The 21,796-nt window shown below is 30.1% G+C and carries 20 protein-coding genes; 8 read left to right on the forward strand and 12 right to left on the reverse strand.

The window, feature by feature from the left end:
- Position 1 precedes the first annotated feature (1 nt).
- The 9 genes from UEQ13_RS02380 to UEQ13_RS02420 form a co-directional block, all read right to left on the reverse strand.
- The gene (locus UEQ13_RS02380) at positions 2-2,890 is read right to left on the reverse strand and encodes a glycoside hydrolase family 3 N-terminal domain-containing protein (protein WP_329804788.1); all 2,889 of its coding nucleotides are present in this window, start codon (positions 2,888-2,890) and stop codon (positions 2-4) included.
- Between the two features lie 164 nt (positions 2,891-3,054).
- A complete protein-coding gene (locus tag UEQ13_RS02385; RefSeq protein ID WP_329804790.1) occupies positions 3,055-3,537 on the reverse strand; it encodes an ABC transporter ATPase in 483 nt (160 codons plus the stop codon).
- Positions 3,537-4,184 (reverse strand): hypothetical protein, encoded by a 648-nt coding sequence (locus UEQ13_RS02390; protein ID WP_329804792.1) that lies wholly within the window; start codon positions 4,182-4,184, stop codon positions 3,537-3,539. The genes UEQ13_RS02385 and UEQ13_RS02390 overlap by 1 nt, the downstream gene beginning before the upstream one ends.
- A 1-nt stretch (position 4,185) precedes the next feature.
- Entirely contained in the window at positions 4,186-4,977 is a 792-nt protein-coding gene (locus UEQ13_RS02395; protein ID WP_329804793.1) for a (Fe-S)-binding protein, read from the reverse strand.
- Between the two features lie 74 nt (positions 4,978-5,051).
- On the reverse strand, positions 5,052-5,498 hold the full coding sequence (locus UEQ13_RS02400) for an LNS2 domain-containing protein (protein WP_329804794.1): 447 nt from the start codon (positions 5,496-5,498) through the stop codon (positions 5,052-5,054).
- 64 nt (positions 5,499-5,562) lie between these two features.
- Positions 5,563-6,900 carry a (Fe-S)-binding protein gene (locus UEQ13_RS02405; protein ID WP_329804795.1) on the reverse strand — a complete coding sequence of 446 codons (1,338 nt, stop codon included), beginning with the start codon at positions 6,898-6,900 and terminating at the stop codon, positions 5,563-5,565.
- 4 nt (positions 6,901-6,904) lie between these two features.
- Positions 6,905-7,873 (reverse strand): MlaD family protein, encoded by a 969-nt coding sequence (locus UEQ13_RS02410; RefSeq protein WP_329804796.1) that lies wholly within the window; start codon positions 7,871-7,873, stop codon positions 6,905-6,907.
- Positions 7,874-7,910: 37 nt separating this feature from the next.
- A complete protein-coding gene (locus UEQ13_RS02415) occupies positions 7,911-9,029 on the reverse strand; it encodes an N-acetylmuramoyl-L-alanine amidase family protein (protein ID WP_329804798.1) in 1,119 nt (372 codons plus the stop codon).
- A gap of 4 nt (positions 9,030-9,033) precedes the next feature.
- Positions 9,034-10,119, reverse strand: coding sequence for an N-acetylmuramoyl-L-alanine amidase family protein (locus UEQ13_RS02420; protein ID WP_329804799.1), 1,086 nt, complete (start codon positions 10,117-10,119; stop codon positions 9,034-9,036).
- A gap of 131 nt (positions 10,120-10,250) precedes the next feature.
- Between UEQ13_RS02420 and UEQ13_RS02425 the strand changes: the two genes are divergently transcribed.
- The 7 genes from UEQ13_RS02425 (at position 10,251) to UEQ13_RS02455 (ending at position 18,840) form a co-directional block, all read left to right on the forward strand.
- A complete protein-coding gene (locus UEQ13_RS02425) occupies positions 10,251-12,869 on the forward strand; it encodes a putative LPS assembly protein LptD (RefSeq protein ID WP_329804800.1) in 2,619 nt (872 codons plus the stop codon).
- A gap of 98 nt (positions 12,870-12,967) precedes the next feature.
- Positions 12,968-13,348 (forward strand): RidA family protein, encoded by a 381-nt coding sequence (locus UEQ13_RS02430; RefSeq protein WP_329804801.1) that lies wholly within the window; start codon positions 12,968-12,970, stop codon positions 13,346-13,348.
- Between the two features lie 193 nt (positions 13,349-13,541).
- Positions 13,542-14,681 (forward strand): transglutaminase domain-containing protein, encoded by a 1,140-nt coding sequence (locus UEQ13_RS02435; RefSeq protein ID WP_329804802.1) that lies wholly within the window; start codon positions 13,542-13,544, stop codon positions 14,679-14,681.
- Positions 14,682-15,254: 573 nt separating this feature from the next.
- Positions 15,255-16,676, forward strand: a complete 1,422-nt coding sequence (locus UEQ13_RS02440; protein ID WP_329804803.1) for a KAP family P-loop NTPase fold protein — start codon at positions 15,255-15,257, stop codon at positions 16,674-16,676.
- A gap of 258 nt (positions 16,677-16,934) precedes the next feature.
- Positions 16,935-17,618 carry an alpha/beta fold hydrolase gene (locus tag UEQ13_RS02445; RefSeq protein ID WP_329804804.1) on the forward strand — a complete coding sequence of 228 codons (684 nt, stop codon included), beginning with the start codon at positions 16,935-16,937 and terminating at the stop codon, positions 17,616-17,618.
- Positions 17,619-17,786: 168 nt separating this feature from the next.
- Positions 17,787-18,257, forward strand: coding sequence for an RNA polymerase sigma factor (locus tag UEQ13_RS02450; protein WP_329804805.1), 471 nt, complete (start codon positions 17,787-17,789; stop codon positions 18,255-18,257).
- The gene (locus UEQ13_RS02455; protein ID WP_329804806.1) at positions 18,247-18,840 is read left to right on the forward strand and encodes a hypothetical protein; all 594 of its coding nucleotides are present in this window, start codon (positions 18,247-18,249) and stop codon (positions 18,838-18,840) included. Before UEQ13_RS02450 ends, UEQ13_RS02455 begins: the two co-directional genes overlap by 11 nt.
- A gap of 284 nt (positions 18,841-19,124) precedes the next feature.
- Here the strand turns inward: UEQ13_RS02455 and UEQ13_RS02460 are convergent, their stop codons facing one another.
- Entirely contained in the window at positions 19,125-19,367 is a 243-nt protein-coding gene (locus UEQ13_RS02460) for a hypothetical protein (RefSeq protein WP_329804807.1), read from the reverse strand.
- Positions 19,368-19,530: 163 nt separating this feature from the next.
- Between UEQ13_RS02460 and UEQ13_RS02465 the strand changes: the two genes are divergently transcribed.
- The gene (locus UEQ13_RS02465) at positions 19,531-19,887 is read left to right on the forward strand and encodes a helix-turn-helix domain-containing protein (RefSeq protein WP_329804808.1); all 357 of its coding nucleotides are present in this window, start codon (positions 19,531-19,533) and stop codon (positions 19,885-19,887) included.
- Positions 19,888-19,959: 72 nt separating this feature from the next.
- On the opposite strand, the gene UEQ13_RS02470 is transcribed toward UEQ13_RS02465, so the two are convergent.
- Together UEQ13_RS02470 and nhaA are read right to left on the reverse strand one after the other, a co-directional pair.
- Positions 19,960-20,334: a methylglyoxal synthase gene (locus tag UEQ13_RS02470; RefSeq protein WP_329804809.1), complete on the reverse strand. Its 375-nt coding sequence runs from the start codon at positions 20,332-20,334 to the stop codon at positions 19,960-19,962.
- A 228-nt stretch (positions 20,335-20,562) separates the two neighbouring features.
- Complete coding sequence (gene nhaA / locus UEQ13_RS02475; protein WP_329804810.1) at positions 20,563-21,714, reverse strand: Na+/H+ antiporter NhaA; 1,152 nt, start codon at positions 21,712-21,714, stop codon at positions 20,563-20,565.
- Positions 21,715-21,796: the final 82 nt, after the last annotated feature.

Here is a 21,796-nt window from a genome sequence, read left to right on the forward strand (position 1 = left end):
CTTAATCAGTTATAGATTCGTAAATAATTTTCTGAATATTTTCTCGAATGTTCAATTTGGATAATTTATTGATATTGGCATCTGGATACGTTCGGTTAGAAAGAAAAACATAAACCAATTCTTCTTCTGGATCAGCCCAAACCATAGTTCCAGTAAAACCAGTATGTCCAAAACTTGATTTATTAGTACAACCACAAGTTGGACCTTCGTTACCTAATTGTGGCTTATCAAAACCAGCGCCTCTTCTATTTCCAATTTTACAGAAATAACAAGTATTAAACGCATCAAAAGTTTCTGGAGAAAAATAAGTGGTTCCGCCATAACTTCCTTTTTGCAAATACATTTGCATCATTTTTGCTACATCTAGTGAATTAGAAAACAAACCTGCATGACCACCAACTCCGTTTTGCATTGCGGCAGCCATATCGTGAACATAACCGTGAACCGTTTCATATCGGAAATAAGTATCAATTTCTGAAGGTGTTATGTTATTCAATTCGAACTTATCTAATGGATTATAAGTTAAAGTATTTGCTCCTAGACTTTTGTAAAAATTATCTTCAGATATTCTGTCTAAAGTTTTATTTTGAGATTTTTCTAAGTATTCTTTCAATAAAATGAACGTGTAATCGCTGTATTTGTATTGTTTATATGGTAATAATTCTGTGTCTTTTATGAAATTTATAATGGTATCATTATAATCTTTTCTTAAATATAAATTATTTGAAACCTTAAAAGGAAATTCTTTTGATTTAAAGTCTCTATAATATTTTGCACTTGGTTTTTTTAAAGTATCTAATGTTTTCGCGTAAAAAGGCGTCCAAGCTGGCAACTTTGCTTGATGCGTTAACATATCTAAAAGATTAATATCCGCTTTGTTTGATTTTTTATAACTAGGAATAAGTTCCGACAAAGTAGTTTTAAAGTTGATGTTTCCTTTTTCGTAATCTTGCATGATGTTTGGCAGCGTGCTCAATACTTTTGTTAAAGAAGCTAAATCGTATAAATCAGAATTTTTAACTTTTTGAATCGTGTCATACGTATGATATCCAAAAGATTTTCTATAAACGACTTGACCTCTTCTAGCTATCAAAATTTGCATTCCTGGAGTTGCTTTGCTTTTTATGGCATTATTGGCAATAGCATCAATTTTTGCTAAAACTTCCGAATTCATATTTACTTGTTCGGGAAAAGCAAATCCTAATCTTTGAATATTTTTAGTAGGAATTCCGTCATTTGCGCTAAAGTTTTTTTTTAAAGAAACAGGCAAAACCCCTTTAGCTTTTTTAGCTCCAAAAATAATTTCTGCTGCAACAATTTGTGAAAACTCATTATTTTGATACGCTTCAACTAAGCCTTCCGTATTTTCAAAAGTTGGAATTCTTAATAAAGAATAAGGTTTAGTAAAAAACGTAACAATCGTTTTATTGTGTTTTGAGATTTTATCAATCCAATTGATTTCATTGAAAGTCATTTCGTTTTTCTTCCAAATACCTTCTGGTTTATGATATCCCACAATTACCTTAGAATAGTTTTTAATTTCTACTAAAAGAGAATCTAGATTTTTTGTTTCGATTACATCAATTTCGGCATATTCCTTTAATTTTTGAATAAAAAAAGTTCCATCACCATCGCCAATTTTTACAAAAGCAATCTTTTCTTTTTCAATATTTTTGATTGGAATGATTTCTTCTTCGTTTTTTAGAACTGTAATGGCATTTTCATACATTTCCAAGTTTAAAGCCTTGTATTCTTTCTTGTTTAAATCCGTATATAAATTTTCAAATTCAATTGGACAGTAATTATTTAAACCTGCTTTGTATTTGTATTTTAAAATTTTCTTAACTGAATACGCCAATCTTTCTTCTGTGAATACATTTTCTTTAAAAGCTTGTTTGAATTTTTCAATTGCTGTTGGCACATTTTCTGCAAAAAGCAATACATCATTTCCAGCTAGAAAAGCAGCTAAATCAATATCTCCGGGTTGTTTGAAGTTACTCGCGCCTTTCATATTTAAAGCATCAGTAAAAATTAAGCCTTCAAATTTTAATTGATTTTTTAAAATATCTGTCACCACTTTTTCTGATAAAGAAGAAGGATAATTTTCACGAGGTTCAATACTTGGCACATTCAAATGCGCGACCATTACACTCGCTAAACCATTCTTAATCAATTCTCTATAAGGATATAATTCTACTTCATCAATTCGTTCTCTTGTGAAATCTACTGTTGGTAATGCGTGATGTGAATCCGTTGAAGTATCACCGTGACCAGGGAAATGTTTCGCAGTTGCAAAAACGCCATACGATTGTAAGCCGCGCATATAAGCCACTGCTTTTTCAGCTACGTTTTCTTTAGTTTCACCAAAAGAACGATTTCCTATGATTGGGTTTTTTGGATTGGTATTGATATCCACTACTGGTCCGAATGTGAAATGAATGCCTAATCTTTTCGATTGATCAGCCATTTGCATTCCCATTTTCTCTAGAAGAGAATTGTCTTTAATTGCACCTAAAGTCATGTTCCATGGATACGAATGAGTAGAATCAATTCGCATGCTTAAACCCCATTCAGCATCGATACCAATAAGCATTGGGATTTTAGATTTCTCTTGAAAACGATTGGTTAATTTCGCTTGACGATTTGGTCCACCTTGAAAAAAGATTAATCCACCAATTTTATATTTGGTAATTAATTTGTCTAAATCTTTAGCGTGATCTTCTTTTTTATTGGAATAAGCGGCAATCATGAATAATTGACCTACTTTTTCTTCAAAAGAAAGTGAGTTATAAGTACTATCTACCCAAACTTGTTCGGGTTGAGTGTTAATTTTATTTTGACTATATATGGTTTGGCTAAAAACTATAAATAAAATAATTAATCGCTTCATGTAAAATTTTTCAAATAGTTATTTAAATGTAATGCATTTTGCCACGAATTTTCAAATTGATTAGATAATATCTTTAAATCAATATTCTTGCCAAAATTTATAATTACAAAAAATCATCAAAAGTTACTAAAACTAATGATGATTCCAAAGTTAGGTATTTTTTTTTAAAAAAATCTACTGTGCCAACTTTCTTCGGCTGGAACTTCCCAAAATTCTTCTAATTCTCCAACGGTATTTATCAAGTTATTAAAAACAATAGTTTTTGAGGTTACTGCTTTTTCTTTTGCCATTTTTTTGAAATCGATAAGCGTTTTATGTGCGATGTGTTCTCCTATCTTGTAGGTAACATTCATTTTATCAAGAAGTTCGATTTGAAATTCTTGTTCTAATTGTTGAATAAAATGAACTGAAGCATCAATAGAACAACCTGTAGCTGCTTGCACTTCTTGATTGACTGCAAAAATGATAAAACGATTATATTTTAAAAGAAATGAAGCTTCTAAACTGGTGCCGTGAGCAGCCCAATTTTCTACAAATTCTTGACATTTAGTATCAATAGCTGTTACTTCTTCGTCAGATAATTTTCTGTTCGATTGGTAAATCCAAATTTTAGAATCTTCTGGTAAATTTTCGAATGGTGTGTACATTATATTTTTTGTATATCTGTAATTATTTTAGTATTTACAAATAAGTTTAATTTTGAATCAAAAAGTTCTGCTTCATAAAATGAAACTTTAATTTTATCGTTTAATTTTAAGACTTTATCTGTTATTAAAAACGAATTATCAAACTTATCTAATAAAATTATTTTATTTGTTTTTCCGTTACTTTCTGTAATTTGAATGGTATAAAAACCTTCAGAAGTGGTACCCGTATAATTTCCTGTTATAGTCTGAAAATTTTCATCAGCTACTTCCGCTGAATCTACTTCAACTAATTCTTCCTTTTCTATATCATCATAATATTTTTCTAAAGCGCCAATATCATTCAGTTTTTCAAACATATCAGGGCATCTCGTAATCATGACAGAACCTAAATCCTCACCTATTTTTTCAATAACACCATTTTCGCCATACATCTTATTGCCATAAAATTTTTCAACATTTTGTTTATTATTGTTAATGCTTTTCATCATCACAATACCTAATGTCACCTCAAAATTACTCTTATCAATTTTTTTGGTTTTCATTTCTGTACAAATCTCATCTGACATTTTATTTAGCAAATTATCTTTTGAAATTTTTTGAGCTAAACTAATCTGACAAAACAGCAATAAAAATAGAAAATTTTTCATCTTATAAATCTTGAGCATTAGCAATCAATTCTGCAATATCCATTACCTGAACTGAGCCTTCTTTTTCTTTATTTTTAATTCCGTCAGTTAACATCGTATTACAAAATGGGCAACCTGCGGCAATAATTTCTGGTTGCGTTTCTAAAGCATCTTCAGTTCTTTCTACGTTGATGTCTTTATCACCTTTTTCTGGTTCTTTAAACATTTGCGCTCCACCAGCACCACAGCATAAACCGTTGGCACGAGAACGTTTCATTTCCACTAACTCAGCATCTAATTTTTGAATTAAATCTCTTGGAGCTTCGTAAATATTGTTAGCACGACCTAAATAACAAGGGTCATGAAATGTAATACGTTTTCCTTTGAATTGTCCACCTTCAATAGTTAATCTTCCTGAATCTAATAATGATTTTAGAAATTCTGTATGATGTACTACTTCGTATTTTCCACCTAATTCTGGATACTCATTTTTAATAGTATTGAAACAGTGTGGACAAGCAGTAACTATTTTTTTTACTTCATAAGCATTCATGACTTCAATATTCATCATGGCTTGCATTTGAAATAAAAATTCATTTCCAGCTCTTTTTGCAGGATCACCAGTACAACTTTCTTCCGTACCTAAAACAGCAAAAGGAACATTAGCTTTGTTTAATATTTTAACAAATGCTTTTGTTATTTTTTTTGCTCTATCATCAAAACTACCTGAACAACCAACCCAAAATAAAACTTCTGGTGTTTGTCCTTGTGCCATCATTTCGGCCATTGTTGGTACTACTAAATTTTCTGACATATAATTTTATGTTTGTTCTGTTATTTAAACTGAATGTATTTCAGTTTCTACTTAGTTTCCTTTTTTTTAATGAATTAATCGTTTAATTCATCATCAAAAACTTGAATTTTTACATCTTTTTCAACTAAATCTGTAAACTTTCCATTAAACCTTGTTGCTTTAACCAAATGATTATCAATCCAATGGTAATTTCCACCGCGAGGTTTTCCCATTACCATTCCATGATATTTGAAACCATGATCTCTTAACCAAATTTCTGTAACTTCTCTATGTGCTTCTGTACGAGACGTAAAAAAGAAAATCACATGACCTTCATCGTACCATTTATTCAATGTTGCTAATGCATCTGGATAAACTTTTGCCGTAGCCATTCTTTCCGGTTCTTCATTCGGAATATCATCGCAAATAGTTCCGTCAATATCAATCAGGTAATTTTTAATTCCTTCCGGTAATATTGGGCTTAAATGCTCTCCATTTACGGTTAATTCTTGTAATTTCCCTTCAATTTCTTCTTTTTTCATGCTTAGTTGTTGTAGTAGTTATTTGTGTTGAAGGGACAAGTCTCGACTTGTCCGTACTAATTATTTATGCTTCGTTTCTCCAGTTTACTCTATCTTGTTGGTTGTATTGCCATGGTGCACCGTTATTTTCAATGTTGGTCATCACAGCGTTTAATTCCATTGGTGCCGCACTTTGTTCCATAACCAAATAACGTCTCATATCCATAATAATAGATAAAGGACTAATATTGATTGGACATTCTTCCACACAAGCGTTACAAGATGTACAAGCCCAAAGTTCTTCTGGAGTAATGTAATCGTTTAATAAAGATTTATTATCTGGAACAAAAATACCATTATTGGCATCCATGTTTTTTCCAACTTCTTCTAATCTGTCACGTGTATCCATCATAATTTTACGAGGCGATAATTTCTTACCTGTAATATTTGCTGGACATGATGAAGTACAACGACCACATTCAGTACATGTGTAAGCATTTAATAATTGTACCCAATTTAAATCTTGAACATCTGAAGCTCCGAATTTTGCAGGAACGGCATCAGGATTTGCTGGTGCTGCAAACGGATCTGCATTTGGATCCATCATTAATTTTACTTCATTCGTCACACTTTCTAAATTGTCGAATTGACCTTTTGGATTTAAATCGGCAAAAAATGTGTTAGGGAACGCTAATAAAATATGTAAATGTTTAGAAAAATATAAATAATTTAAGAAAGCGATTACCATTAATAAATGTCCCCACCATCCTACTCTTTCTAAAATGTGTAATGCACTTTCGCTCATACCACCAAATAAAGCAGGTCCTAGATTTTGAGAAATGGCAAAATTAAATGAACCTGTTCCTTCAAAATGAGATTTCCCTAATGAATATAAAACTTCGTCTGTTCCGTTCATGGTGAAAATACAAGTTACTAGAACAATTTCCATGATTAAGATTAAGTTCGCATCTTTTGTTGGCCAACCTAACATTTCTGCTTTATTAAAACGAGGTAATTTTAATAAATTTCTTCTCGATAAAAAAGCCACAGTAGCAAGTAAAGCTAATAAAGAAAGGATTTCAATAAAACTAATTAAGAACGTATAAAATCCGCCTAAACCAGTTTTAAAGAAACGATGTGTTCCAAAAAGTCCATCTACAATAATTTCTAATAACTCAATTTGAGTAATTACAAATGCTGCATATAAAGTAAAGTGCAAAATTGCTGGAATTGGTCTGGTGAACATTTTTTTCTGTCCCAAAGCAATTAAGGCCATATTTTTCCAACGTGCGCCAGCATTGTCTGTTCTGTTTACGTCTTGTCCTAATTTAATATTTCGTATTATTTTTTTAACATTTTTAGCAAAAAAGCCAACGCCTACTATTAGGACAATTGCAAAAATAATATTTGGTAAAAAACTCATAAGTTTAGTTTTTAGGTTGTTCAATAATTGTTTCAGTAGTTGGTGTTGTATAAGGTTTGTTTTTCTTACCGAAAACAGACACATTTACATATCGTGTAGGATTTAATCTTAAATCTTGTAAAAGTAATTCTAATTCTTTTGAGGTTTTAGTCAAATTAGTATACATGGCATCATCGCTTAATAATTTACCCATCGTACCTTTACCTTGCTCTAAGTTTGCCATAATTCCGTTTACACTTGTTAGTGTAGCTTCCAGTTTTTTAACTGTTGCACCTAAATCCGCTTTTTCTAAAGAACTCGACATAGCATTTAAATTACTAGATGTTTTTTCGAAATTAGTTACCATTGTATTTAATTTCGATTTATTATCATCTAAAATTCCGTTTATACTTTTCGAAGCTTGTCCAAATTCTGCCATTGTAACTTCTAATGATGCAATTGCAGATTTTAGTTTTTGTTGTGTAGAAGCATCTAAAGTAGCATTTAAATTTTCTATTAATTTATTTGCATTTTCTAGAAGAATTTCAACTTTATCTTTTACTGGTCCGATTTGATTGGCTAATTCGGCAGTTAATCCTAATTTAGCTGATGTTTGTAAAGTATCGCCTGATTCTGTATAATTTTTATCAGAAAAATTATTAATGATAGCGATTTCTCTACCACCTATTAAACCAGAATCCATAATTTGAGCGATGCTCGATTTAGCAATTTGAATTTGTTCATTAGTAATTATTAATTCTACTTTCATTTTACCATCGGGTAATATTTCAATAGTACTAACTTTTCCTATGTTTAAACCGTTAATTGTTACTGGAGCAGACACTACTAACCCAGCCACATTATCATAAACGGCGTATAATTTATTGCTGTTATCGAATAAATTTCTCCCTTTAAGGAAAACAAAACCCCAGTAAAATAATACTATGGATAAAATAACTAAAACGGCAACTTTGATTTCTCTTGTAATTTTCAAAATATAATAAGATTTAAAAAAACAAAAATAGCAATATTTATTTGATTGCCTCGCTTAATTTAATTTTTTTACCATTTTTTATAGGCACTATAAACGAAGAAGAATAACCTTTTGCTTTTGCTTCTTCTAACAATTGTTTTGCTGTAGCCAATGAAGTTGTAGAACCATAAAAATATTTATAAATTGAATTTTCTTTTTCGATAGAAATCGAATTTAGTCCTTTGAAGTTTTTTGGTAAAGTTTCTAGCTTTTTACCACTTGCTGATATTTGAATTTTAAAAGTAACTCCGTCAATAGCTGCTTTATTGTCAGTTGATAGTTTTACAGTTGTTTTTTTAGGGTCGTCTTTTTTAACGATATCTTTTTTTGGTTCCTCTTTTTTAGGCGTAACTGGTGATTCTAATTTAAAAAAATCATCTCTATATTCTAATATAGCTTTTGCAATAGCTTCTGCTAATTTATTTTGACCATCAGGGGAATTTAAAAAAGCACCTTCATCTTTATTAGATACGAAACCCATTTCGATTAACACGCGTGGCATTATAATTTTTCTTAAAACTAAGAAACCCGCTTGCTTTACTCCTCTGTTTTTACTTGTGGTGAATTTTGTAAAAGCTTGTTGTACTTTTCCAGCAATATCAATACTTTGTTGAATATTTTCTTCTTGCATGATAGAAATTCCCATCACCGATTCTGGCGATTTTGGATCGAAACCATCATATTTAATTTTATAATCGTTTTCTAACGTTACTACGGCATTTTCCTTTTTTGCAACTTCTAAATTAGCTGCATTTCGGGTAACTCCCATAACATAAGTTTCATTTCCGGCTGCTGCTTGATTATCGTTTGCATTACAATGCATAGAAACAAATAAATGGCCTTTGGATCTGTTTGCGATATTAGCACGTTCATTTAATTCTACAAAAACATCTGTTTTTCTAGTGTAAACAACTTCTATATTTGCTTCTTTTGATAAAATTTCACCAACTTTAAGAACCGTGTTTAATGAAATTTTCTTTTCGATATTTCCATGATACGTTGCTCCATAGTCTTTTCCACCATGACCCGCATCTAAAACAACCTTAAACTTTTTAGTTTGAGATTGCGCCATGATAGAAAATAAAAGTATAAAAAGTAATTGGGTTAATTTTGTCATTTTGTTATTTTGATTCTACTATAAAAGCAGATTTATATCCTTTTAATTTGGCTTCCGCTAATAATTTTTTACACGTCTCCATACTTCCTTCACCATAATAATATTTGTATCCACCGTTCGTTTCAAATACTGTAATATTAGTTAATCCGTTAAAATTTTCAGGTGTTAATTCTAATTTTTTGTTACTGAAACTAATTTGTACTTTATAACCCGAACCTGCTGGAATAGCTTCAACTGTAGTTGTAGTAGCAACTGTAGAGGAATCTGTAGTAACTACCACAATTTCTGGTTCAATAATAATTGGTTCTTTTATATTTAATTCGTTTGGAATTGAATTTGTACCTTTTAGATTGTTTTTATAGTCTATAATAGAACGAGCAATAATTTGAGAGTAGTTAGATTTTCCTTCTTCAGATTTCATGTATTTTGATTCTTGAAAATTACTCAAGAAACCTAATTCAATTAAAACGCCTGGCATAACTGTAGCATCTAAAACCCAAAGCGGTTGTTGATGCATACCTAAATCTTTTCGCTGTAAAGAATTTTTAAAATAGTTTTGAACCGCACTAGCAAAATCGATACTTTGCATTAAAGTTTCTTCTTGCATGATTTTCAAACCAATTTGAGTATTTGGATTATTGGGATCAAAACCTTCATACTTTTCTTTGTAGTTTTCCTCTAAAGAAATTACGGCATTTTCTGCTTTGGCAATTTCGAAGTTCATACCAGTTCTAGATAATCCCATAACTAAAGTCATAGCACCAAAAGGTTTTGGTGAAACTGACGAATTACAATGTACAGATACAAATAAATCGGCTTCAAAATCGTTAGCTATTTTAGCTCTATCAGTTAAAGGAATGAAAACATCAGTTGTTCTAGTGTATTTTACATCAAATTCTGGATAAGCTTCTAAAATCTTTCCAATTCTTAAAACTACATCTAATGCTATATGTTTTTCTATACAACCGTTTTTAGCAGCACCCGGGTCTTTTCCACCATGGCCAGCATCCAAAACTACTTTAAATTTCTTTTCTTGAGCATTAGAAAAGACTGATAAAGAGAGTAATATAAGTATTAATATTTTTTTCATTTGTGCTGAATTAATTTCAGTATTTTTAAATAAGTTATAATTTTACTAAATAATTAAATTTAACAAAAAATATACGTAAGTTTGACCCATCAAAAATTGAACCAATTTTTACAAAAATAGTATTTATAGATTTGAGTACAAAGATTAATCATATCGTTTTTTTATTTTTTTTTCTAATTGCATGTAATTCAAAAATTTACTCTCAAAACACCAATCCAAAAGATAGTGTTCAAGTAAATGCAAATGAATTATTTGCTACTAAAACATTAGTTAAAAAAGATTCTACAAAAAAACCTTTACTTGAAGGAATTGTCAACCGAAAAGCAAAAGATTACGAAAAATTAGACCAACGTAAAAAAAGGTTGACACTTTATAATGAAGCGGAATTACATTATATAGATTTCGAATTAAAATCGGGAATCATTGTTTTAGACTACGAAAAAAACGAAGTTTATGCAGGAAGATTAAAAGACAGCACTGGAAAATACACACAATATCCTTATTTCAAACAAGGAGACAACGTTATTGAACCAGATTCTATTCGTTTCAACACCAAAACAGGAAAAGCTTTAATTTGGAATACAAAAAGTAAACAAGGTGATATGTTTTTGCGTTCTGAAGTTTCTAAAAGAGAAAACGACTCCGTAATTTTTTTCAAAAAAGCTCGTTTCACAACTTCTACCAATATTGATAATCCAGAATATTATTTTTTAGCCTACAAAGCCAAATTGGTCCCTAAAAAGAAATTTGTAACCGGATTAACGCACATGTATATTGCTGATGTGCCTACTCCAATTGGTGTGCCGTTTGCCTTTTTTCCAATGACAAATAAAAACACTTCGGGAGTCATTATTCCTGCGCCTGGTCAAAATAATCAACGTGGCTATTTTTTACAAAATGGAGGTTATTATTTCGCTTTAAGTGATTATTACGATTTAGCCATATTAGGAGATTATTATACCAATGGAAGTTATGCCTTACGATCTGAAACTTCCTATGCCAAAAGATATAAATATAATGGAACTTTTCAAACTAGATATGAAAATCAAGTTTTAGGCGAAAAAGGATTTCCTGGATATTCAAGAACCAATCAATATAACATTCAATGGTCGCATATTCAAGACGCCAAGGCTTCAGCTAATTCAAGATTTTCTTCTTCTGTAAACTTTGGTAGTAGTAAATATTTCCGTCAATCTTTGAATTTAATAAATGTAGGTTCTAGTTTAAATAACACTTTAAGTTCTTCTATTAGTTATTCTAAAACAGTTCCAATAGTTCCTTTAGTTAACTTTGCTGTTGCGGTGACACACAATCAAAACACTAATACAGAAGTTGTTAATTTAACTTTACCTTCATTTAATGCAAGTGTTGACAGAGTTTTCCCTTTTGCGAAACAAGACGGAATTAAAAAAGGAGCTTTTCAAAATGTTAATTTTCAATATAGTTTAAGAGGAGATAATAGAATTACAACTACTGAAGAGTTTTTGTTTAAATCACAAATGTTTGACACAGCTGTAGCTGGAATTGCTCACAACATTCCCTTATCAACTAACTTTAAAATTTTCAAACATTTTAGTGTGACAGCTGGTACTACTTTTGCTGAAAATTGGGTTTTCAATACTAATGAAAAAACTTTTAACACGTTAACCAACAAGGTTGAAACTACAAGAAAAAATGGTTTTGATTCTTACAGAACGTATAATTTTTCTTCAAGCATCGGAACAACCATTTACGGAACTTATACGTTTAAAGAAACAAATAAAATTCAAGCCATTAGACATTTAATGCGACCAAGCATTTCTTATGGTTATACACCAAGCTTTAATCAATATTACGATCAATATACAGATAATTTTGGAAATGTAATTGATTATAGCCGCTTTGAAAACACGCTTTTAGGAGCTCCAGGAATAAGTGTTGCCAATTCAATTGGATTTGGTTTAGCCAACTCTTTAGAAGCAAAAGTATTAGATAAAGCAAGTAAAACAGGCGCAACTAAAAAAATATCCCTTTTAAATCAGTTTAACTTTTCAACAGCTTATAACTTTGCTGCTGATAGTTTTAAATTATCACCTATTAATTTTATTGGAGGAACTACATTATTTGACAATAAATTAGGAGTGAATTTTGGAGCTCAATTTGATCCTTACGATTTGGATGAAAACAATGTTAGAATTGACGAATTTAGTATTAGTAATGGAAATGGTTTAGCTAGAATGACAAGTTCTAACATTACTTTAAACTATTCGGTGACTAGTAACGATTTTGGTACAGAAAAAACATCCAAACAAACCGTACAAAATGGAGGTCGTGATGATGATTTATTTGGTGCTGCAACTGATTTAGGAAACCAAGAAGAAAGTTTATTTGGTAAAAACACTGCTAAAAAATCGCAAACTGAATTGTATAATTTCAAATTTCCATGGGATTTACGATTGGCCTATTCGTTAACATACAGTAATAATTCTAATCAAAGTGAAATTACTACCAATTCATTAATGGTTTCAGGTAATGTAGATTTAGCCGTGAAGTGGAAAATGGGATTTTCATCTGGTTATGATTTTGCAAAAAAAGGAATTACATATACTCAATTACGATTTGAAAGAGATTTAGAAAGCTGGAGAATGAGTTTTAGTATTGTTCCAATTGGTGTGTATTCATATTGGAATTTCTTCATCGGAATCAAATCTTCTATCTTAAGCGATATCAAATGGGATAAACGTAAATTACCAGATCCGAGGTTGAGATAATAAAGAGCCAAGGAAAAAGTAAAAAGAACCAAGTAAAAAGAGCAAAGTAAAAAGAGCAAAGTAAAAAGGGATAAGTTAAAAGTTTAAAGAATATAAAAATGAAAAAAATAATATTTACAGAAAAAGCGCCTGCTCCTATTGGTCCATATAACCAAGCCGTTTTAGTGGGTAACACGTTATACACTTCAGGACAAATTGCAATCAATCCAGCAACGAATGAGTTAGTTTTAGACAACATTGAAGACGAAACTAAATTAGTTATGGAAAACTTAAAAGCCGTTTTAGAAGCCGCTGAAATGACTTTTGAAAACGTAGTTAAAGTTTCTATTTTTATTAGCGATATGGGTAACTTCGCCAACATAAACGCCGTTTATGGTTCTTACTTTAACGAAGCAACGGCACCAGCAAGAGAAACCGTACAAGTAGCGTGTTTACCAAAAAATGTAAACGTAGAAATTTCTGCAGTTGCGATAAAATAAACACACTTTAAATAAATAACAGAATCCTCATTTTAATTTTAATTTGAGGATTTTTTTGTGGGATTTATTTTATATTAACAGAGAACAATAAATACCCATAATTATTTAAAACTGTAAAATGCGAATAATTATGAGTTGGCAAGTATATACTATCTGAAGTAAAATCACGTTATAAAGAAAATTAATTAATCATATGAAATTTAAAATCACTTTAATTACAGTTTTATCACTTTTTGCTCAATTCCTTTTTGCTCAAAAAAACATTCCAATTATTAAAGCAACTTCTAAAAAAGTAGATATCCGAGATGGAAAAAATTTTAGAAAACAAAATTGGACAATTTCTCCCGAAATAAATCCAGATGTTTATGAAACAATTTCTTTGGGACAAAAAGTTACTTTTATTACAGATAAAGATTCAATTACAGTAAAGATTAAAAAAGACACGGAATTTAATTTTATCGTTTTACTAAACGACTCGATAAAAGCAAATACACAAATAAAATATAAAATGCCGTATTTAGAAAAACTAAAGAAGGCAGAAAAGTATAACACATCCGACAATCGATTTATTCCTAAATTTGAATATCAATCAATGGATAATCCTAATCTTGTAAGAATAAGAAAAGAGTTAAAATTGGATTCAATTGCGGGAAAAGGTAACGAAGTTTCTAAAATTCTTAACGTATTACATTGGGTTCATAATAGTATAAGACACGATGGTAGCAGTAATAATCCAACATTGAAAAATGCAATCGATTTAATTAAAGTTTGTAAAACTGAGAATCGTGGATTAAATTGTAGAATGATGGCAACTATTCTAAATGAATGTTATTTGTCAATGGGAATAAAATCAAGATATGTAACTTGTATGCCTAAAGAAACAAAATTTGATGAATGCCATGTTATAAATATGGTTTACAGTAATGACTTAAAAAAATGGATTTGGATTGACCCAACATTTGATGCTTATGTAATGAATGAAAAAGGAGAATTACTTGGACTTAGTGAAGTTCGTGAAAGATTAATAAATGGTAAAACACTAATATTAAATCCAGAAGCAAATTGGAATAAAAAAAATTCCCAAACAAAAGAATACTATTTAGAAACTTATATGGCTAAAAACTTATACAGATTTGAAACGCCATTGGTAAGTGAATATGATGCCGAAACTTGGAAAAGTGGAAAAGAATTAATTTATATTGAACTATTACCATTAGATGGAATGGAACAATCACCACAGAAAAAAGAAGAAACCGATACCAAAACTGGTGTGATATTCATAAATTACAAAACAAATAATCCAAATTTATTTTGGACAGAACCAACAAAATAACAAGTACGATCTCCCAAAAACCGTTTAGCAAAATTGTAAACTTTGTAGTAACTACACGTTTATTTTTCGCTAGAAATTTATATAATCGGTTTCGAAGTTTGCAACCTTTACAAGCGCCGAAACCCCGCTAGCGCGAGCATCTTGCTCGTGCCCATTCCTATAATAAAAAACTGATTGTACGGATTTCCATTGCGTCCCTTCCCTAACCACTCGTGCGCATATCGTTTAACGCACATAAATTAACTATATAAGTTCACAAGTAACAAAGGATTAACCATGTAAAACAAAACAGCATTGCTACTTATTATAACTGTATTTCTTTTTATTGATTCGATAATTCACAAGCGTAAGAAAATACAGTTTAGACACCAAGTTGTTTGATTAATAAGAAATTTCAATAATAAAAAATAAAATCTTACGCAACACATTGTAAAAATGTAGTTCAAGTAAGATTTTTAGTATATTTACAAACCAAAATAAGTACTAATAAATAGTTGTAAACGGAATGTTCGCCTATTTATGAGTTAGCAGACAGCTTATTGAAAATCGTAGAAATGACAGAACTTTAAAAAAATGAAAATAAAACATAACGAAATTGAAGTCGAATCTACTAACCCATTTGCAAACTGTAAATTAGACCGACAAAAATATGCTTCAATTCTTACGGAGATAATTAACTCTTATTCTGATGGATTTGTTTTAGCAATAAACAATAAATGGGGAACTGGAAAAACTACATTTATCAAAATGTGGGAACAAGATTTAAAGAATAAAAATTATCAAACGGTTTATTTTAATGCTTGGGAAAATGATTTTGAAAATAATCCATTAGTTGCATTAATGGGAGAATTGAAAACACTGACTAAAAAAGACACAGAACCTGAATTTCAAAATACTTTAAAAAAGGCAGCAATAATATCTAAACATTTTTTACCAGTAGTTGCTCAAGCAATCGCTGATAAATATATCGACACAAAAGAGATAAAAGAAGCAATCAGTGGAGTTACAAAGGGAATTGCAGATATATTTGAAAGTGATGTTAATGATTATGCGAAAAAGAAAAAAAGCATAATAGAATTTAGAAAAAGCTTATCAACATTTATTGCCAATACAAACGAAGGTAAACCTTTGGTTTTCATAGTTGATGAACTTGATAGATGTAGACCAAATTACTCCGTTTCAATATTAGAACAAATTAAACATTTCTTCTCTGTTCCAAACATTGTATTTATACTTTCAATTGATAAAGAACAATTAGGAAACGCTATTCGAGGTGTCTATGGAAGTGACAGGATTGATGCTGATGAATATTTAAGAAGATTTATTGATTTAGAATATTCAATACCTGAACCTGATAAAAATGTTTATTATAAATACTTATATGACTATTTTAACTTTGATGATTTTTTAGAAAAAGAAGCCAGGAAAAGGCACTATGAACTGAATAATGATAAAAGAAGTTTTTTAGACATTTCTGATATACTTTTTTCAAATTCATCAATAACTTTAAGGCAACTTGAAAAAATATATTCGCATTCTCGATTATCTATTCGTTCATTCGCTGACAATATGTATCTAATACCAGAAGTATTTCTTTATTTAATTTTTTTAAAAGTAAAAGACGAACAGACTTATAACAAAATAAAATTTAAACAATTTACTATTGCAGAACTTCAAAAGAGTTTTTTTGAAAACGTAAAAGAGAAATTAAATAGTGATATTGATAAATTTGAAAATGTTTTAATGTGGTTAGAAGCATATATTGTTCTTTACTATAATAACTATTTGCAACACTACAACAGAAAAAATAAAATCTACCAAAGAGATATTACAACTAGTGAGAATAAATTGTTAATACATTCTATTATAAATGATCAAAAAGACAATCAATTTTTAGATATTTTTACAAATATTGACCGAGGAAGAAGTTCTGGAAATTTAGATTTTGGGCATTTTTTTACAAAGATCGACTTAACAGAGCCAATAATCTCATAAAGCCGTCTGCTAACAAGCGTTTGGCAAGATTGCGAATTTTGTAGTAAATACACGTTTATTTCTCGCAAGAATTTTATCTTTGATAGATAATAATCGGTTTCGAACTTCGCAACCTCGCCAAGCGACGGAACTTGGCAGAAACCTTATTTGAATACTAAAACAAAGCTTTAAATTACTTACTGTATTTTTTTTCTAAAATTTTGTAACATTTTAAATATGCTCGTATCTAAAAGACGAACCAATTAAAAATTAACAAAAATGAAAACAATCAAATCATTAATTATCTTATTATTATTAACAGTTGTTACTGTAAATACTTTTGGACAAAAAAAATCATATCCATTTGAGGTGAAAATTAGTGGACAAGGAAACCAATCTATTATTTTTATACCTGGTTTTACCTGTTCGGGGGAAGTTTGGAATGAAACAAAGTCTGCATATGAAAAAAACTTTACTTGCTATACGTTAACAATGGCAGGGTTTGCAGAAGTAAAATCACAACCCGAAGCATCTTTTAAAAATTGGGAATTAGGTATTGTAAATTTTATTAATGACTATAAAATTAAAAAACCTATTCTTGTAGGACACAGTATGGGTGGCGGTTTGACATTAGCAATTGCTTCAGATTATCCCAAATTAATCAAAAAAATAATTGTAGTCGATGCAGTCCCTTGTATGGGAGCATTTGGTAATCCTAACTTTAAGAGTAAAGAAAATCCTGATAATACAGAAAAGATAAACAGTATTGTTACGGCAACCGATGAACAATTTCATACTATGCAAAAAAATAGTATTAATAGTCTTGTAACCGATACATCTAAACAAGAACTGGTATTAAATTGGACATTAAAATCGGATAGAAAAACACTTGCTGAAATGTTTTGGGATTATGCTAACACTGATTTGAGGGAGAAAATAAAAAACATTACTGTCCTTCTTTAATTTTATTGAACTCCTATTACAGCAATTCAAAACCAGTTATGGAAGCACAATTTAAAAATTTAAAAGACGTAAATTTACAATATGCAAGTAAAGGATCTCATTTTATAATGTATGATGATACTGAATGGTATTTAAGTCAATTAAGTAATTTCATATCGGAAAAATAAAATGAAATTTGAGGAAATATATACTACTTATTGGCAAAAAATATTTCGTTTATGTATGGGATATGTCAATGATTACGACCAAGCAAAAGACCTTACTCAGGAAACATTTATAACTGTTTGGCAACAACTCCCAAAATTTAGAAACGAATCAAGTGTAGGCACTTGGATTTTTAGAATTGCGTCTAATAATTGTTTGCGCCAAATTGAAAAACAAAAACGTAATCCGAAAGCGGACTTACCATTACACTTAGCAAATGAAAACATAATAAGCATAGAACCTAAAATTCAATTTCTACACAAGTGTATTTCCGAATTACCTGAAATAGACCGTATAATTATTTCACTTGAATTGGAAAACGTAAAACAAGCCGAAATAGCCAAAATTGTTGGGCTTTCTGAAGCTAACATTAGAGTGAAAGTACATAGAATAAAAGAAAAATTAACACAAAAATTCAAAGAAAATGGACAATAATAATATCAATTTTAATAAATTGTGGGCAGAACAAACCACAAGCAAACCCAATTTAAAAGATTTAGTATCAAAAGTAAATTTTGTAAGAAGAAATAATTTAAGAAAATTAATATTTAAAAATATAATATTCACAATGGTAGCAGCATTTATGGTGTTCATTTGGGTTAGTTATCAACCTCATTTATTATCAACCAAAATAGGAATTGTATTAATTATTTTAGCAATGACAGTTTATATTATCAGCTCAAGCCAAAATATAATTCCACATTTAAATAAGATAAACACAGCCCAAAGCAACAAAGATTATTTAACCAATTTATTAGTCTTTAAAGAAAAACAACAATTGATACAATCTAAAATCTCTAATTTATATTATGTTCTGTTTACCTCTGGAATTTGTTTGTATTTTTATGAAAATGCCTTAAAAATGTCTGTTAATAAAGCTATTTCTACTTATTTAGCAATAATAGCATTAATTATTTTGGGGAAATTTTATATAAAACCTAGGTTAATTAAAAAAAATCAAATTAAGCTTGATGAAATTATAGAGAAATTTGAAAATATTAATACTCAATTAGATTAAGAAAAGGCTCCCGCTAGCGCGAGCATCTTGCTCGTGCCCATTCCTATATTAAAACTTGATGGCACGGATTTCCATTCCGTCCCTTCCCTATCCACTCTTACCCACCACTTGTGCGCGAATCCTTTCGCGTTCGTTCTTTAACTATAAAAATTTGTAATTTACAATCGAGTAAAATGCAATTCCATTTTCATTTTTTATAATTTCATTCCCACTTTTAACAACTATATTTCCATTTTTTAAATAAACATTTCTATTTATTGAAAAGTTATTTCCATTAAATGCACTTACATTTCCATTAAATGCACCGACATTTCCGTTAAATGCACCGATATTTCCATTAAATGTACCGATATTTCCGTTAAATGCACCGATATTTCCATTAAATGCGCCGATATTTCCGTTAAATGCACCGATATTTCCATTAAATGCACCGATATTTCCGTTAAATGCACCGATATTTCCATTAAATGCACCGACATTTCCATTAAATGGATCGATATTTCCGTTAAATGCACCGATATTTCCATTAAATGGATCGATATTTCCGTTTAATGCACCGATATTTCCATTTATTAAGTAAATATTTCCACTTTTAACTACTTTATTCCCACTTTTATAAAAATTATTGGTAGTATTTGTAAAATATTTTTATATTTTACAAATACTATTAATCTAACTAACATAACTTATATGCTTTATTTCAACTTAGCACCCATATTTAAAGCCCGCGGAATCGAGAGACCTCACAACTTTTTAGTAAAAGCTGGTATATCATCCCATTCTGCTCAAAACATATTAAATAGTCAATCTAGAACATTCCGTTTAGATCACGTCGAAATATTGTGCAGAGTACTTATTTGCGAACCAAGCGACATCTTAACCTACAAAGAAAATCCAAACCATAAAATTTCAGAAGACCATCCATTAAACAACTTGATACAACCAGAATCTAGTATATCAATCAATGATACAATCACAACAATGCCCTATAAACAACTGAAAGAACTAACAAAGCAAATCAATCAGAAAGAAACAGAAAGCAAATAATAAAAATTTACCAAAAAAAAAGACCAGACAAGTTTTAAAAACCTGTCTGGTCTAATAATATATTCAAATTAGTTACTCCTCCAACAACAACGCATTCAACAACATTTGTGCTGTAGCCTCGTTTGTTGCTAAAGGAACATTATGCACATCACAAATACGAATCAACATATTTATATCAGGTTCGTGAGCATGACTGCTTGAGGGATCTTTAAAAAACAACACCATTTTAGTTTTGCCTTCTGCTACTCTAGCCGCAATTTGTGCATCGCCGCCTAATGGTCCACTTAGCATTTTCTTTACTTTTATGCCCGTAGCTTCCACTTTTCCACCAGTAGTTCCTGTAGCAATAATTTTAATATTTTCTTTTAGTAAAATGTTGCGGTTTTTGTTTAAAAACTGAACCATATCGGCTTTTTTACCATCGTGAGCAATGACTGCTATTTCCATTTTTTTATCCATCTTCTTCTATTTTCAGCCACGAATTAATTGATTTTATTTTAATCGTCCATAGAGTTCTGGATCATTAAAATTGAATTTAACTCGTTGGGTGTAATTATCAAATTGTTTTATTTTTTTCTTTTGCCACGAATTCTCAAATATCAAAAAAAGAAACATAAAAATTAGTTCATCTTTGATGAAAATTCGTGGCTAATTTCATTTAATCAAATAATAATTTCATTCTTCAATATGCGAATCTTTCAAAGTGGCTTTCAAAAATACAAATCCTACAACTCCAGCCACAAGTGAAGACAATAGAATAATAAATTTAGCATTATTAATTACGGTTTCATTATCAAAAGCCAATAAAGTAATAAAAATCGACATCGTAAAACCAATTCCACCTAAAAACCCAACACCTAAAACCGATTTCCAATTTAAGTCGCTAGGCAATTTACAAAATCCAACTTTTACTGCGATAAACGTAATTAAAAAGATGCCTAAAGGTTTTCCGATAATTAATCCGAGTGCAATTCCTAAACTATAATTTTCAGTCAGAATTTCTGAAATATTTCCACTCATTACAATGGCAGTGTTCGCCAAAGCAAAAATGGGAAGAATAATAAAAGCCACAGGTTTATGAAGAAAATGTTGTAAAATATACGAAGTTGATTTCTCTCCACCATTTCCAAAAGGAATCGCGAAAGCTAATAAAACTCCAGTAATTGTTGCATGAACTCCAGAATTCAGCATGAAATACCACATAATCACACCACCAATTAAATACGGAATTAAATTTTTGACTTTAAAATATTTTCCTAAAACATATAAGAACACAAACATACCTAATGCGATGAATAAATTGGTCCAAAGTAAGGTTTTAGTATAAAAAATAGCGATGATTAAAATCGCACCTAAATCGTCAATTACAGCTAAAGCAGTTAAAAATATTTTTAATGAAAGTGGCACTCTGTTTCCTAATAACGACAAAACTCCTAATGCAAAAGCAATATCTGTGGCCATCGGAATTCCAGCTCCTGATTGGGTTTCTGTACCAAAATTGAAAAACAAGAATAGTGCAGCTGGAACAATCATTCCTCCTATTGCTGCAAAAATAGGCAATAATGCATCTTTAATATTCGATAATTCGCCTTGATAAATTTCTCGTTCTAATTCTAAACCAATTAACAAAAAGAAGATAGTCATTAATCCATCGTTTATCCAATATTCGATGCTTTGTCCTGCAAATTCGGTTAACCAAAAATGATGATAACTTTCACCAAAAGAAGAATTAGCAAGTAATAAAGAAAGTAAAGTACAAATAATTAAGACTAATCCACCAAGTTTTTCGCTTTCAAAAAAGGCTTTAAATAGTTTGGTGATTTTCATAGTTAATAGAATTATATTAGTAAGTAGTCTTACAAAATTACGATTTTTTACTGACTTTTTCAAATAAAAAACCTTAGTAAAT

It is taken from the genome of Flavobacterium facile, from assembly GCF_036321945.1.
GTDB lineage: Bacteria > Bacteroidota > Bacteroidia > Flavobacteriales > Flavobacteriaceae > Flavobacterium > Flavobacterium facile.

What these genes read in the sequence shown, in the direction of transcription:
- UEQ13_RS02380 (WP_329804788.1), bottom strand. Translation starts at nt 2,890, where the DNA reads ATGAAGCGATTAATTATTTTATTTATAGTTTTTAGCCAAACCATATAT.
- UEQ13_RS02385 (WP_329804790.1), bottom strand. Translation starts at nt 3,537, where the DNA reads ATGTACACACCATTCGAAAATTTACCAGAAGATTCTAAAATTTGGATT.
- UEQ13_RS02390 (WP_329804792.1), bottom strand. Translation starts at nt 4,184, where the DNA reads ATGAAAAATTTTCTATTTTTATTGCTGTTTTGTCAGATTAGTTTAGCT.
- UEQ13_RS02395 (WP_329804793.1), bottom strand. Translation starts at nt 4,977, where the DNA reads ATGTCAGAAAATTTAGTAGTACCAACAATGGCCGAAATGATGGCACAA.
- UEQ13_RS02400 (WP_329804794.1), bottom strand. Translation starts at nt 5,498, where the DNA reads ATGAAAAAAGAAGAAATTGAAGGGAAATTACAAGAATTAACCGTAAAT.
- UEQ13_RS02405 (WP_329804795.1), bottom strand. Translation starts at nt 6,900, where the DNA reads ATGAGTTTTTTACCAAATATTATTTTTGCAATTGTCCTAATAGTAGGC.
- UEQ13_RS02415 (WP_329804798.1), bottom strand. Translation starts at nt 9,029, where the DNA reads ATGACAAAATTAACCCAATTACTTTTTATACTTTTATTTTCTATCATG.
- UEQ13_RS02420 (WP_329804799.1), bottom strand. Translation starts at nt 10,119, where the DNA reads ATGAAAAAAATATTAATACTTATATTACTCTCTTTATCAGTCTTTTCT.
- UEQ13_RS02430 (WP_329804801.1), top strand. Translation starts at nt 12,968, where the DNA reads ATGAAAAAAATAATATTTACAGAAAAAGCGCCTGCTCCTATTGGTCCA.
- UEQ13_RS02435 (WP_329804802.1), top strand. Translation starts at nt 13,542, where the DNA reads ATGAAATTTAAAATCACTTTAATTACAGTTTTATCACTTTTTGCTCAA.
- UEQ13_RS02440 (WP_329804803.1), top strand. Translation starts at nt 15,255, where the DNA reads ATGAAAATAAAACATAACGAAATTGAAGTCGAATCTACTAACCCATTT.
- UEQ13_RS02445 (WP_329804804.1), top strand. Translation starts at nt 16,935, where the DNA reads ATGAAAACAATCAAATCATTAATTATCTTATTATTATTAACAGTTGTT.
- UEQ13_RS02450 (WP_329804805.1), top strand. Translation starts at nt 17,787, where the DNA reads ATGAAATTTGAGGAAATATATACTACTTATTGGCAAAAAATATTTCGT.
- UEQ13_RS02455 (WP_329804806.1), top strand. Translation starts at nt 18,247, where the DNA reads ATGGACAATAATAATATCAATTTTAATAAATTGTGGGCAGAACAAACC.
- UEQ13_RS02460 (WP_329804807.1), bottom strand. Translation starts at nt 19,367, where the DNA reads ATGGAAATATCGGTGCATTTAACGGAAATATCGATCCATTTAATGGAA.
- UEQ13_RS02465 (WP_329804808.1), top strand. Translation starts at nt 19,531, where the DNA reads ATGCTTTATTTCAACTTAGCACCCATATTTAAAGCCCGCGGAATCGAG.
- UEQ13_RS02470 (WP_329804809.1), bottom strand. Translation starts at nt 20,334, where the DNA reads ATGGAAATAGCAGTCATTGCTCACGATGGTAAAAAAGCCGATATGGTT.
- nhaA (WP_329804810.1), bottom strand. Translation starts at nt 21,714, where the DNA reads ATGAAAATCACCAAACTATTTAAAGCCTTTTTTGAAAGCGAAAAACTT.